12 protein-coding genes and 1 pseudogene are annotated in these 12,726 nt (G+C 73.1%); 7 read left to right on the top strand and 6 right to left on the bottom strand.

Annotated features, from left to right (window positions below):
- The first annotated feature begins 199 nt into the window (after positions 1-199).
- The 7 genes from AB0M39_RS39310 to AB0M39_RS39280 all read left to right on the top strand — a co-directional run bounded on the left by AB0M39_RS39310 (position 200) and on the right by AB0M39_RS39280 (position 6,993).
- Positions 200-439, top strand: a complete 240-nt coding sequence (locus AB0M39_RS39310; RefSeq protein ID WP_365373174.1) for a hypothetical protein — start codon at positions 200-202, stop codon at positions 437-439.
- A complete protein-coding gene (locus AB0M39_RS39305; RefSeq protein WP_365373171.1) occupies positions 439-813 on the top strand; it encodes a toxin Doc in 375 nt (124 codons plus the stop codon). The genes AB0M39_RS39310 and AB0M39_RS39305 overlap by 1 nt, the downstream gene beginning before the upstream one ends.
- Before the next feature lie 176 nt (positions 814-989).
- On the top strand, positions 990-1,859 hold the full coding sequence (locus AB0M39_RS39300) for a MoxR family ATPase (protein WP_365373168.1): 870 nt from the start codon (positions 990-992) through the stop codon (positions 1,857-1,859).
- Positions 1,856-3,235: a VWA domain-containing protein gene (locus AB0M39_RS39295; protein WP_365373165.1), complete on the top strand. Its 1,380-nt coding sequence runs from the start codon at positions 1,856-1,858 to the stop codon at positions 3,233-3,235. Before AB0M39_RS39300 ends, AB0M39_RS39295 begins: the two co-directional genes overlap by 4 nt.
- Before the next feature lie 326 nt (positions 3,236-3,561).
- The gene (locus AB0M39_RS39290) at positions 3,562-4,740 is read left to right on the top strand and encodes a serine hydrolase domain-containing protein (RefSeq protein ID WP_365373163.1); all 1,179 of its coding nucleotides are present in this window, start codon (positions 3,562-3,564) and stop codon (positions 4,738-4,740) included.
- Between the two features lie 273 nt (positions 4,741-5,013).
- Positions 5,014-6,300 carry a peptidoglycan-binding protein gene (locus AB0M39_RS39285; RefSeq protein WP_365373160.1) on the top strand — a complete coding sequence of 429 codons (1,287 nt, stop codon included), beginning with the start codon at positions 5,014-5,016 and terminating at the stop codon, positions 6,298-6,300.
- Positions 6,301-6,327: 27 nt separating this feature from the next.
- Complete coding sequence (locus AB0M39_RS39280) at positions 6,328-6,993, top strand: peptidoglycan DD-metalloendopeptidase family protein (protein WP_365373157.1); 666 nt, start codon at positions 6,328-6,330, stop codon at positions 6,991-6,993.
- A gap of 42 nt (positions 6,994-7,035) precedes the next feature.
- Here AB0M39_RS39280 and AB0M39_RS39275 read toward each other — a convergent pair whose 3' ends face one another.
- The 6 genes and pseudogenes from AB0M39_RS39275 to AB0M39_RS39250 form a co-directional block, all read right to left on the bottom strand.
- On the bottom strand, positions 7,036-7,773 hold the full coding sequence (locus AB0M39_RS39275; RefSeq protein WP_365373154.1) for a GntR family transcriptional regulator: 738 nt from the start codon (positions 7,771-7,773) through the stop codon (positions 7,036-7,038).
- Positions 7,774-7,888: 115 nt separating this feature from the next.
- The gene (locus AB0M39_RS39270) at positions 7,889-8,890 is read right to left on the bottom strand and encodes a proline racemase family protein (protein WP_365373152.1); all 1,002 of its coding nucleotides are present in this window, start codon (positions 8,888-8,890) and stop codon (positions 7,889-7,891) included.
- 78 nt (positions 8,891-8,968) lie between these two features.
- Complete coding sequence (locus tag AB0M39_RS39265; protein ID WP_365373149.1) at positions 8,969-9,871, bottom strand: dihydrodipicolinate synthase family protein; 903 nt, start codon at positions 9,869-9,871, stop codon at positions 8,969-8,971.
- Positions 9,872-9,978: 107 nt separating this feature from the next.
- On the bottom strand, positions 9,979-11,520 hold the full coding sequence (locus AB0M39_RS39260; protein WP_365373146.1) for an NAD(P)/FAD-dependent oxidoreductase: 1,542 nt from the start codon (positions 11,518-11,520) through the stop codon (positions 9,979-9,981).
- Between the two features lie 118 nt (positions 11,521-11,638).
- Positions 11,639-11,953: a (2Fe-2S)-binding protein gene (locus AB0M39_RS39255; protein WP_365373143.1), complete on the bottom strand. Its 315-nt coding sequence runs from the start codon at positions 11,951-11,953 to the stop codon at positions 11,639-11,641.
- Positions 11,950-12,567 (bottom strand): annotated as a pseudogene (locus AB0M39_RS39250) (FAD-binding oxidoreductase); the annotation flags it as partial. The pseudogene AB0M39_RS39250 and the gene AB0M39_RS39255, both read right to left, overlap by 4 nt.
- Positions 12,568-12,726 lie beyond the last annotated feature (159 nt).

Raw genomic sequence — 12,726 nt, 5'->3', positions numbered from 1 at the left:
GTCCGCCGACCGCCCCACCGGCTCGCGGGCCGGGCGGTCGCATCGCCGGCTGCCGAGCCGAGTACCCCTATGCCGGAAGACCTAACCCGGCAGTCGGACGGCAGGCCCGGCCGGGCCCCTCGCTCGCGCCCTCGGGCCGGCTCCCCTCCCGCCCTCGGCACGTCTGGCCGGTCAGGTACCTACTTGGTACCATCACGGTATGCCGTCCCTGAACATCACCTTCACCGACGAGGAGCTCGAAGCGGTCCGCGCCGCCGCGGCCGCCGAGGGAAAGTCGCTGAAGCAGTACGTCCACGACCTTCCGCTGCGCGAGCAGCAGCGCCTCCAGTTCGTCCGCTACGCCGTCTCCTGGGGCGAGGCGCACCGTGCCGAGTTCGACGAGGCGTTCCCCGACGAGATCCCCCCGGCCGACCGCCGGCAGGGAGCCGAAGCCGCCTGATGGTCCTCTACATCGACGTCCCCTGGCTTCTGGACGTCCAGGAGCAGGCCGTCCCGGAGGACGTCAGCGTCGCCGACTACTCCGCCCTCGTCGCCGCCGTCGCCCGCCACAAGACCCGCATCCCGCGCCCCGCCGCCGCCGAGCCCGACCCGGCCTGGCGCGCCGCGGCCCTGCTCCACACCCTGGTGCGGCTCCAGCCGCTGCCCTACCGCAACAGCCTGTACGCCTGCCAGGTCGCCGCCGCCTATATGCACGCCGCCGGCGAGGGCGTCGACCCCCCGTACGGCGCGATGGTCGACCTGGTGCGCGAGGTGCGATCCGGCAAGGCGAACGTCTACCAGGCAGCCGACCGCATCCGCGGCTGGCGCATCTGACCTCCAGGCCCACGCCGGACCGGAGCCGCGGGCGAGCGCCCGCCGGCACGGCCGGGCGCCGTCCGCACCGTGACGTTCGACGCAAACACCCTCCTCCCCGTTGTGGACCGGCCCGGGGAGGTGATCGAGTACGACGGCCAGCCCATCGCGCGCACCCAGAGCCGGGAGAACGCCCTATGACGACCGGGTACTTCACCTCCGTGGACGACGTGTCCGCACGTCTCGCCGAGACCGGATACCTGGCCTCCCCGGCCGTCGCCACGACCGTCTTCCTCGCCGACCGCCTGGGCAAGCCGCTCCTGGTCGAGGGCCCGGCAGGCGTCGGCAAGACGGAGCTGGCCAAGGCCGTCGCCGCGGTCGCCGACGCGCGCCTGGTCCGGCTGCAGTGCTACGAAGGCGTCGACGAGGCACGCGCGCTGTACGAGTGGAACCACGCCAAGCAGCTGCTGCGGATCACCGCGGGCCGCGACGCGTCATGGGACGAGACGCGCACGGACATCTTCAGCGAGGAGTTCCTGCTCTCCCGCCCCCTCCTCACCGCGATACGGGGCGAGGAGCCGACAGTCCTGCTGATCGACGAGACCGACAAGGCGGACGTCGAGGTCGAGGGCCTTCTCCTGGAGGTCCTGAGCGACTTCCAGATCACGGTGCCCGAGCTCGGCACGATCACGGCGACGCGCCGCCCGTTCACCGTCCTGACCTCGAACGCGAGCCGGGAGCTGTCCGAGGCGCTGCGCCGCCGCTGTCTGTTCCTCCATATCGGCTACCCCGACGAGGAGTTGGAGCGCCGCATCGTGCGGCTGAAGGCGCCGGGTCTGGACGAGGCCCTCGCCGCGTCCGTGGTCCGGGTGGTCGGGGCCCTGCGCGCGATGGACCTGCGCAAGGCGCCGTCGGTCGCGGAGACCGTCGACTGGGCCCGTACGCTGCTCGCTCTCGGCGCGAACGCCCTGGACGAGCGGGTCGTGCGCGACAGCCTCGGCGTAATCCTCAAGCACCAGGACGACGTCCTGAAGGCGTCGGCCAAGCTCGATCTGGACGCCGTGTGAACGCGCCGCCGGCCGGCGTCGGGGACCGGCTCAGCGGTCTCGTCCAGGCGCTGCGGTCGCACGGCCTGCGGATCGGGCCGGGCGAGACGGTGGACGCCGCGCACGCGCTTGTGGCACTGGGGCTGGCCGACCGGGAGCGGATGCGGGAGGGCCTGGCCGCCACGCTCCTCCACCACGAGGGCCAGCGGGCCGTCTTCGATCCGGTCTTCGACCTGTACTTTCCGCTCGGCGTCGGCGCGCCCGAGGGCGTCCGCCGATCGCCGTGGCAGGACGCCGACACGGCCGCGCTGCGCGAGCGGCTGATCGCCGCTCTGGCCGCCGACGACCAGGCGCTGCTGGGCCAGTTGGCGGGCGAGGCGGTGGACGGCCTGGGCGGGTTCGGCGGCGCCCCGGCCGGGGACGGCTGGTCGGCGTACCAGACGCTCGAGCGGCTGCGGCCGCAGACGCTGCTGGCGCGGGTGCGGGCGGCGATCCGGGAGGGCTCGGACGGGGGCGCGTTCACCGACCGGCTCGACGACGACGAGATCCGCCGCCGTATCGAGGGCTTCCGGGCGCGCGTGCGCACCGAGGCGCGCCGCAGGGTCGCCGAGCGTCGTGGCACGGACCGGATCGCACGCCGCGCGGTCGCGACGAGCGCGGACCGCGTCGACTTCCTCCTCGTGGGCCGCGCCCAGCTCGAAGAGCTGCGCCGCGCGGTCCAGCCGCTCGCGCGCAAGCTGGCGACCCGCATTGCGGCCCGGCGGCGGCGCGCCGCGCGCGGGCGGATCGACCTGCGCCGGACCCTGCGCGGCTCGCTGTCGACGGGCGGCGTGCCGGTGCGGCCCGTCCTGCGACGGCGCCGGCCGGCCCGCCCTGAGCTCGTGCTGCTGTGCGACGTCTCCGGTTCGGTGGCGGGCTTCGCGAACTTCACGATGCTGCTGGTGCAGGCGCTGCACGACCAGTTCAGCAAGGTCCGCGTCTTCGCCTTCGTCAACCGCGTCGACGAGGTGACCGACTTGATCGCGCAGGGGAGGGCGGACCCGGCGGGCCTCGGCGAGCGGATCCTCGCCGAGGCGACGGTGACCGGCTGGCACGAGCACAGCGACTACGGCGCGGCGCTGGGCGAGTTCGCCGAGCGGTACGCCGACGCGGTCGGCCCGCGCACCGCGGTCTTCGTCCTGGGCGACGCCCGTACGAACATGAGCGACCCGAACCTGCCCGCCCTGGAGCAGATCGCCCGGCGGGCCCGCCGGATCTACTGGCTCAACCCCGAGCAGACCTCCCTGTGGCCGACCGGCGACTCCGCGGCGCTGGAGTACGCGTCCGTCGTGGAGATGCACCCCTGCCGCAATGCCCAGCAGCTGAGCTCGTTGATCGCCCGGCTGCTCCCGGTCTGAGGCTGGACGGCAGTCTTCTTCGGCCAGAATGCGCCTCAAAACGGCCCAACTGACGGGAGTTCCTGGAAAGGAAAACCGTTTGCCGACGACTTCCCACACCACTCAGCCTCGCCCAATTGCGCATGACTCCCCAGCTCAGCGCCTATTGAGGAATGCGTTCCGTTTCTCTTGGCCCTATCGACGAGGCTCTGGGAATCGGCGACGGGCGACGGGCTGTGCAGCGGTCGCCGGAAAATCCCCGGACCCAAGTGGATCTTGGTGTTTAGACTCGCCCTTTCTCGAGGACCCGCCTCGCGGCCGGTCCTCTTCCTTGGGAAGGAATAGCCGTGTCCAAGCGCCCGTTACGGAAATCCGGAACTCTGCTCAGCCGCACGGCGGCGACGATCGCCGCCGTCATCGCTTTCGCCCAGCCCGTCGGCGCCGCCGTCGCCGCGGAATCCCCTGACACCGGGTCGCATTCCGCCACACAGCGCGCCGTTGACGCCCTCCACACCAAGGGCGGAATGCCCGGCGTCGCCGCCGAGGCCTCGACCCGGGCGGGGCGCTGGTTCGGCTCGGCTGGATTCGCCGACACCGACAAGCAGCGGGGGCGCACGGCCGACGACCGCATCCGCGCCGGCAGCATCACCAAGTCCTTCGTCGCCGTGGTCCTGCTCCAACTGGAGGCCGAGAAGCGGCTGAGCCTGGACGACTCGGTCGAGCGCTGGCTCCCCGGCGTCGTACAGGGCAACGGCAACGACGGCAGCAAGATCACGGTCCGTCAGCTGCTCAACCAGACGAGCGGCGTGCCCGACTCGGTGTCGACCCCCGAGTGGCGGGAGTACATGAACGGCCCGGGCTTCCTGGCCCACCGCTACGAGACTCGGACGCCGCAGCAGATCGTCGACATGGCCCTCAAGTACAAGCCCGACTTCGAGCCGGGCAAGGGCTGGAACTACTCCAACACCAACTTCGTGCTCGCCGGCATGATCATCGAGAAGGTCACCGGCAGCCCGTACGCGAAGGAGGCCGAGAAGCGCATCGTCGACCGGCTGCGCCTGACGCATACGACGTTCCCGGGCGTCGACCCGACGATGCCGGCTCCGCACCCGATCGGCTACTCGAAGCTGTACGCGCCGAACCCCGGCCCCGAGATCTACGACGCCACCGAGTACAACCCGTCGTGGTCAGGCGCCACCGGCGAGGTCATCAGCACCACCGGAGACCTCAACCGCTTCTACAGCGCCCTGATGAAGGGCGCCCTGCTCCCGCCCGCCCAGCAGAAGGAGCTGCTCACGACGGTGCCGACGGGCTCTTTCTTCGACTACGGTCTCGGCCTGATCGTCCGCACCCTGACGTGCGGCGAGAAGGTGTACGGCCACGACGGCATCGTCTGGGGCTCCCTGACCAGCGCGGCCACCACCGCCGACGGCCGGCACAGCCTGGCCTTCCAGCTCAACGGCGACTGGCTGGAGGACGGCCGGCTCTACCAGGACGTGTTCGAAGCCGAGTTCTGCGGCACGTAGCCGAAGCGCCGCCTGACTGGGCGGCCTTGGACGAGACGGCGCGCAGGCACCGGACCTGCGCGCCGTCGTCGGCCGGGGCGACGACCCGATCCGGCCGGGCGCCGGGGGCGCCGGCACAGCTCCCTCCAGTGGCGATCACAGGGTGTAGCTGATTCCCTGGAAGTGGTGTGATGGAGCTTCTGGCAGCAGTGCGCCCGCACATCTGCACCGGCGCCTGCGACCGCGCGTCCTCTCGGGGCCTGATATCCCACGTCGTCGGAAGATGTGGTGGCGATGGCAGCATCTCAATGGCGGACCCTGGTCGATCACATCCAGCGGGTTCCCGAGGGCCTGTACGACACGAACGGGCCCGACGAGGACATCAACAACCGCTCCCAGTTCGAGCGTGACGGCGAGCCATGGTGCGTGATGTTCAACTGGGACATGTACGCCGACGTCGGCCTCGAGCACCTCGTCCCCAAGGTCAGCGACGCCTCCGTCGCCGTCGATTGGGCGAGGACCCGCGACCAGTGGTCGCAGTATCCGTCCGTCGGAGCGTGGACGAGCCTCTCCCGCAACGGGCGCACCAGCGTCGTGGTCGGCTTCGACGAGACGCACGTCTACACCAAGGGCGGCGACGTCTCTCCCCAGGACGCCCAGGGCTCGGCCGGCGCAGACCAGGGCTACGGCGTGTTCTCCCGCAGCCCCGACCGGCACGGACCCGACATCCTCGGGTACTTCGCTCCCGTCTTCGAGAACGGCTGTCCCCCCACAGCCGACCCGGACGACCCCCGTGGCGGCGCCCCCGTCGAGTCATGGCGCTGGCCCGGTCCGGTGCTGCCGCGCGGCGACGTCTCGGTGAAGGCGTCGGAGGTCGTCTTCGGCGCGCGGAACACCTCCGTACGGATCGTCCAGGGCGCGCTGGCGACGGAGGTGGGGCTCGACTACGCGTCCGCGCCGGGGACGTTCGGTCCGCGTACGCAGGGAGCGGTGGCCGCGTTCCAGCGCAAGCTCGGTCTCACCGGCTCCGACGCGGACGGCGTGTTCGGCCGCTTCTCGCTCACCGAGCTGGGCCGACGTCAGAACTTCGCCGTGCGCGGGCTGGGCTTCTTCGACGGCCGCCCGCCGACGGGCGGCACGGCCGGGAGCCATGTGGCGATCCCGCTGTCGAGCGTGAAGTTCGACCGCGTCGAGGACGGCAGCACCACGGCGGCGGCCAAGGAGGCCTGCCGCGTCCTCGGCGTCCCGGAGAAGCACTGGGTGCCCGGCATCATGGTCGCCGCCGGGCGCGAGTCCTCGTACCGCTTCAACGCGGTGAACAGCTGGGACAGCAACGCGACCGGCCCCCGGCAGAGCGACGGCCATCCGCGCAACTGCTCCCGCGGGCTCATGCAGGTCATCCCGCCGACGTTCTCCTCGTACCACCAGCCGGGCACGTCGGAGGGCATCTACGACGGCGTCGCCAATATCTGCGCCTCCATGAATTACGTCATGGTCCGCTACGGCGTGTACCGCGACGGTACGAACCTAGCGGGCCGTGTCTGCCAGTTCGACCCGAACCGAGGGCCGTGCGGGTACTGAACCAGGGCCCTCGAAGGGATAGGGACCATGTCCAAGGTCGTCAGCATTGCGGATCTGTTCCCCGGCGCGAACAACGCCAGCGTCCTGATCGTGCAGAAGGCTCTGGCCGAGGCGGTGGGGCTCGACTTCAGCTCGGGCCCCGGGGTCTACGGCGAGCTCACGAGGAAGGCGTACGCCAAGTGGCAGCGCCAGCTCGGCTTCTCCGGCGCGCAGGCGGACGGCCTTCCGGGCCTGGAGTCGCTCAAGAAGCTCGGCGAGCGCTGCGGGTTCACCGTCCGCGCCGCCGCCGCGCCGGCTGGGTCGGCGAAGGTCGGCTCCCCGGTGCCCGGGCACCGCGTCACCTACCGCTACGGCATCCAGAACGCACGGTACGCCGCCGGCTATCACACCGGTGAGGACTACGCCTCGGCGTCGGGCACCCCGGTGGTCGCCGTCCGCAGCGGCTCGATCCAGTGGTCGAACAACAGGGGCGGCGCGTACGGCAGCTGGATCGGCCTCCAGGGCGACAACGGCCGTGTGTACGTGTACTGCCATCTGTCCTCGCGGGGCGTCGCCACGGGACAGCGGGTCAAGGCGGGACAGCGGCTCGGCAAGGTCGGCTCGACCGGCAACGTCACGGGCCCGCACCTCCACTTCGAGGACCATCCGCCGGGCCCCTTCGTCTACGCCCATGTGCGCAAGCCGAAGTGGTGAGGCTCGGCCGAGTCTCAGCTCTCAGCTCTCAGCTCTCAGCTCTCAGCGAGCCTGCCGGCCGATGACGCCGACGCCGCCTCCGAGGGTGCGCTGGGGGCGCGGTTCCACCGGCTCGTCGCGGGCCTTGGCCCACAGCGAGCGTACGTGGCCCAGATGGCGGGCCATGCAGGCCTCCGCGGCGGCGTCGTCGCCGGTCAGCATCAGGTCCAGCAGCTCCAGATGCTCCTCGGCCGACGAGATCAGCTGACCGCGCTCGTCGAGCCGGGTGAGGCCGTAGAGACGGGAGCGCTTGCGCAGGTCCCCGACGGTCTCGACGAGACGGTCGTTGCCCGCCAGCGCGAGCAGTCCGAGGTGGAAGCGGCGGTCCGCGTCCAGATAGCCGATGAGGTTGTGGTCCCGGGCCTGGGCCACGATCTCCTCGGCGATCGGGCGCAGTTCCTCCAACTGCTCCGCGGTGGCGGTGCGGACGACCCTGCCGACCGTGGGCACCTCGATCAGCGCGCGCAGCTCGGTGTACTGGTCGAGGTCGCGCTCGCTGACCTCGGTGATCCTGAAGCCCTTGTTGCGCACCGGCTCGACCAGGCCTTCGCGGGCGAGGTCGAGCATGGCCTCGCGCACCGGGGTGGCCGAGATGCCGAAGTCGGCGGCGAGGCCGGGGGCGGAGTAGACGCTGCCGGGGCGCAGCTCGCCGGCGACGAGGGCGGCGCGCAGCGCGTGGGCGACCTGGTCGCGCAGGCGTTCCTGGGCCGTGATCAGGTTGCGCTGCTTCAGGTCGCCCATGGCTTGTCCTCCGAGATGACGCGGGGTGCCAGCGTACAATGTCACGTTTCAACGGCCCAGGCGCTGGTCACCTGCCGTGCACGGCACGGCCGTTCGCGTCACGCTGCTGGTGGCGTCACATGAGGAAGCCTCCGGGGAACGGGTCGGAGGGATCCAGGAAGTACTGGGCGGTGCCGGTGATCCAGGCGCGGCCGGTGACGGTGGGGACGACCGCGGGCAGGGCGCCGACCGTGGTCTCGCCGACGAGCCGGCCGGTGAAGCGCGTGCCGATGAAGGACTCGTTGACGAAGTCGCGGCCGACGGGGAGTTCGCCCCGGGCGTGCAGCTGGGCCATTCTGGCGCTGGTGCCGGTGCCGCAGGGCGAGCGGTCGAACCAGCCCGGGTGGATGGCCATCGCGTGCCGTGAGTGCACGGCGTCCGAGCCCGGGGCCGCGAGGTAGACGTGCTTGACGCCGCCGATGTCGGGGTTCTCCGGGTGCACAGGGCGGTCGGTCGCGTTGACGGCGTCCATGACGGCGAGCCCGGCGGCGAGGAGGTCGTCCTTGCGGGCGCGGTCGAAGGGCAGGCCGAGGGCGTCGAGGGAGACGAAGGCGTAGAAGTTGCCGCCGTAGGCCAGGTCGTAGGTGACGGCGCCGTAGCCGGGCACCTCGGTCTTGCGGTCCAAGGCGACGCAGAAGGACGGCACGTTGGTGAGCGTGACGGACGTCGCGGCGCCGTCCTCGACCCGCACGTCGACGCTCACCAGCCCCGCCGGCGTGTCGAGCCGGACCGTGGTGACCGGCTCGACGACGGGCACCATGCCGGTCTCGACCAGGACGGTGGCGACGCCGATGGTGCCGTGGCCGCACATGGGGAGCAGGCCGGACACCTCGACGTACAGGACGCCGAAGTCGGCGTCGGGCCGCGTGGGCGGCTGGAGGATCGCGCCGCTCATGGCGGAGTGGCCGCGCGGCTCGTACATGAGCAGCGTGCGGACGTGGTCGAGATGCTCGATGAAGTGCAGTCGGCGCTCGGCCATGGTGGCGCCCGGGATGACGCCGAGGCCGCCGGTGACGACCCGGGTGGGCATGCCCTCGGTGTGCGAGTCGACGGCGTGGTAGACGTGGCGGGTGCGCACGGTTCCCCTCTCTCCTTCTGTGTGCTGCTTGTTCACGGCGTTGGGTCCGTAGCCTGGTGCGGCCGTGCGGCCTGCTTCCTACCTGTGTCCCTCGGCGAGCGCCTTCTCGGTGGCGGCGCGCACCGCGGCCTCCTGCCGGGCGTCCAGCGGCAGGCGCGGCGGACGGCACGGTCCGCCCCGGCGGCCCGCCAGGTCCATGGAGAGTTTGATGGCCTGGACGAACTCGGTCCTGCTGTCCCAGCGCAGCAGCGAGTGCAGGGACGCGTACAGGGGCAGGGCCGTCTCTACGTCCTTGGCGACCGCCGCGTGGTAGAGGTCGGCGCAGGTGGCGGGCAGGGCGTTGGGGTATCCCGCGATCCAGCCGACCGCGCCGGCCAGGGCCAGTTCGAGGAGGACGTCGTCGGCGCCGATCAGGAGGTCGAGGGAAGGGGCTAGCTCGGCGATCTCGTACGCGCGGCGGACGTCGCCGCTGAACTCCTTGACGGCGACGATGCTGCCCTCGTGGTGCAGTCGCGCGAGCAGGGCGGGGGCGAGGTCCACCTTGGTGTCGTGCGGGTTGTTGTACGCGACGACGGGCAGGCCGCTGCGGGCGACCTCGGCGAAGTGGGCGAGGACGGCCCGCTCGTCGGCGCGGTAGGAGTTGGGCGGCAGCACCAGAACGGATCCGGCGCCCGCCTCGGCGGCCTCGTCGGCGAAGCGGCGGGCCTGGACGCTGCTGTAGGCGGACACGCCGGGCATCACCCGGGCCCCGTCGCCCGCGGCCTCGACGGCGGTGCGGACGACGCGGGCCCGCTCGTCGTCGGTGAGGGCCTGGTACTCGCCGAGGGAGCCGTTGGGCACCACGCCGTCGCAGCCGTTGGCGATGAGCCAGGCGACGTGCTCGGCGTAGGCGTCGTGGTCGACGGAGAGATCATCACGCAGAGGCAGGGCGGTGGCGACCATGATGCCGTGCCAGGGGCGCGTACGAGGTGCGAGTGCCATGGGGACTCCTAGTGTGAGGTGTGACATTTTACTGAGGGGTGAAGTGCGGCCACAAGGGTCGCGCGGCTGTCTCTCGCACCCTGTTGATGGAGCGTCAGAGTCGAAGCTCAGGGATCGGCGGGGCCGTCGTCGTCCGGGTCGGGGAGCGCGGCCAGGTGACGCAGCGGCACCGGGCAGGACAGGGGCCGGCGGTCCGCCGCGGCCTCCGCGCCCGCCAGGCCGGCCACGGCGGGGCCGCACATCCGGCCCTGGCACCAGCCCATCCCGGCGCGGGTCAGCAGCTTGACGGTACGGGCGTCCCGCGCCCCGAGCGCGTCGACGGCCTCTCTGATCAGCCCGGCCGGCACCTCCTCGCAGCGGCACACGTGCGTGGCGTCGTCCAGCCACCGCGTCCAGCCCGGCCCGGGGCGGTGGGCGGCGCCCATCACCTCGGCGAAGGCGCGCAGCCGGTCGCGGCGGCGGGCGAGCGCCGCCGCCGTGCGCCCGGGCGGCGGGACGCCGCGCAGGGCGGACACGATGGACAGGGCGGCCAGCTCGCCTTCGGCGAGGGCGAGTTCCGCGCCGCCGACCCCGCCGGTCTCCCCCGCCGACCAGACGCCGGGCACGGACGTGCGCTGCTCGTCGTCGAGCTCCAGGGCGACGGTTTCGTCGGCCCCCGGGCGAGTCGCGCAGCCGAGCCCGGTGGCGAGCTCCAGCTGAGGAACGAGCCCGTGGCCCACGGCCAGCGCGTCGCAGGGGATGGTGCGGCCGGTTCCGGGCAGGGGCCGCCAGTCGCGGTCGAGCCGAGCGACGGTGACCGCCTCCACCCGGCGGTCGCCGTGGGCCGCGGTGACGGCGTGCCGGGCGAGCAGCCGTGCGCCGTGCCGCAGCAACGCGCTCCCGTGCACCGCGCCGTCGGCGAGCTTGCCCGGGTTGCGCAGCAGGACCTGTGCGTGCGGTGCGTACGCGGTGTAGGCGGCGGCCTCGACGACCGCCGGGACCTTCGCGCCCGCGGACGCGAGCGATCCGGCTACGGCGAGCAGCAGCGGGCCGCTGCCGGCGACGACGATCCGTCGACCGGGCAGCACCAGGGCGGACTTGAGCATGGCCTGTGCGCCTCCGGCGCTCACCACGCCCGGCAGGGTCCAGCCGGGGAAGGGGAGTTGGCGCTCGTAGGCTCCGGTGGCGAGCAGCACCGCACGGGCCCGGACCGCGACGGCGAGCTCGTCGGGGCCCGCCACGGCGTGCAGCCGCCAGATCCGCCGGTCCTCGCCCAGTCCGGCCTCCGGGTCCGGGTGAGGGTCCGGGTCCGGGTGAGGGTCCGGGTCCGGGTCCGGGTCCGGGTGACGGTCCGGGTCGGGGTCGGGGTCGGGGTCGGGGAGCACCGTCCAGACATGGTGCCCGGGCAGATACCGGACGCGGCCCGCCGTCTCGTACGCACGGAGCCTTCGCTCCCGGTCGGCGAACTCCCGCCACCCGTGGTGCAAGGCCTGGGGACGCTTGGCGCGCAGGCCGGGGGCGGGATGCCGGTAGTACTGGCCGCCGGGCCGCTCCCCCGCGTCGAGCAGCGTCACACGGAGCCCGAGGCCCGCGGCGGTCACGGCGGCGGCGAGTCCGGCCGGGCCGGCGCCGACGACGGCCAGGTCGGCCACGCCGGCGGGGGCGGCCATGCCGGCGGGATCAGCCGACCCAGGCCGCTCGGACGGCACGGACGGCACGGATCGCTCGGCCGACTCAGACCGCTCCGACGGCACTGACCGATCGGACGGCTCAGACCGCTCCGACCGCTCAGACCGCGAGGTCGTCATGGCCTGTGCCCTTCTGCGTGGTGACCGCGTCGCCGGGGCGGGCCGGGACCAGGCACGCGCGTTGGTTGGGGCGGCCGTTGACGGTGGCGAGGCAGTCGTAGCAGACCCCGATGCCGCAGAAGGCGCCGCGCGGGGCGCCGCCGTCTCGGGTCGTGCGCCAGGCGAGGATTCCCGCGGCCCACAGGGCGGCGGCGACGCTCTGGCCGGGCAGCGCGGCGACCGGCCGGCCGTCGAAGGTGATCTCGTACCCGGGCTCCGGCTCGGACCGCGCCAAGGATGCCGGTGTTCTGCTCACTGCGCTGTTCCCTCCCTGTCGGCGCCCTCGGCGAGGCGCTGAGTCGTGAAGCGCTCGGGCCGGAACGGCCCCAGGTCGACGGCGGGCCGCTCCCCGCGCAGCGCCGCGGCGATCAGCAGTCCGGTCGCCGGGGCGAGGCCGATGCCCGCGCCCTCGTGGCCGCAGGCGTGGAACAGCCCCGGCACGCGCGGGTCGGGGCCGATGGCGGGCAGATGGTCGGGGAGGTAGGGCCGGAAGCCGTGGTACGCACGCATCACATGGACGTCCGCCAGGACGGGGAAGAGCGCGGCCGCCTGGGCGGCGAGCCGGCGCAGCGCGGGGGCGGACAGGCCCCGGTCGAAGCCCACGCGCTCTCGGGTCGCGCCGATGAGGACCGGTCCGGCGGGGGTGCCCTCCACCACCGGGGAGGACTGGAGGGCGGCGGAGCCGCTGGCGACGTCGGCGATGTAGTCGGCGGCGTACACCTTGTGCCGGACGATGCGCGGCAGGGGCTCGGTGACCAGGACGAAGCCCCGGCGCGGGAGGACGGGCAGCTCGGCTCCCGCGAGCCGGGCGAGGTGGCCGCCCCAGGCGCCGGCGGCGTTGACGACGGCTGGGGCGGCCAGTTCGCGGCGCGGGGGGGGCGGGCGGCGGGGCCGGCCCGCGGGGGGGGCGGGCTGCCCGGGCGGCGCCGCGCCCCGCCGCCCCCCCGCCCCGGCCGCGGCCGCCCCCCCCCCCGCCGCAGCCGGGCACCATCACAGCAGCCCCCAAACCCCCGGGCGCGCCCCCACACG

Source organism: Streptomyces sp. NPDC051907, from assembly GCF_040681075.1.
Taxonomy (GTDB): domain Bacteria; phylum Actinomycetota; class Actinomycetes; order Streptomycetales; family Streptomycetaceae; genus Streptomyces.
Note: the sequence above shows the minus strand (reverse complement) of the source record. Positions and strands in the feature narration are given on the sequence as shown.

Excerpts from the sequence above, each read along its gene's own strand:
- AB0M39_RS39310 (WP_365373174.1), top strand. The coding sequence starts at position 200 with ATGCCGTCCCTGAACATCACCTTCACCGACGAGGAGCTCGAAGCGGTC.
- AB0M39_RS39305 (WP_365373171.1), top strand. The coding sequence starts at position 439 with ATGGTCCTCTACATCGACGTCCCCTGGCTTCTGGACGTCCAGGAGCAG.
- AB0M39_RS39300 (WP_365373168.1), top strand. The coding sequence starts at position 990 with ATGACGACCGGGTACTTCACCTCCGTGGACGACGTGTCCGCACGTCTC.
- AB0M39_RS39285 (WP_365373160.1), top strand. The coding sequence starts at position 5,014 with ATGGCAGCATCTCAATGGCGGACCCTGGTCGATCACATCCAGCGGGTT.
- AB0M39_RS39280 (WP_365373157.1), top strand. The coding sequence starts at position 6,328 with ATGTCCAAGGTCGTCAGCATTGCGGATCTGTTCCCCGGCGCGAACAAC.
- AB0M39_RS39275 (WP_365373154.1), bottom strand. The coding sequence starts at position 7,773 with ATGGGCGACCTGAAGCAGCGCAACCTGATCACGGCCCAGGAACGCCTG.
- AB0M39_RS39265 (WP_365373149.1), bottom strand. The coding sequence starts at position 9,871 with ATGGCACTCGCACCTCGTACGCGCCCCTGGCACGGCATCATGGTCGCC.
- AB0M39_RS39260 (WP_365373146.1), bottom strand. The coding sequence starts at position 11,520 with ATGGCCGCCCCCGCCGGCGTGGCCGACCTGGCCGTCGTCGGCGCCGGC.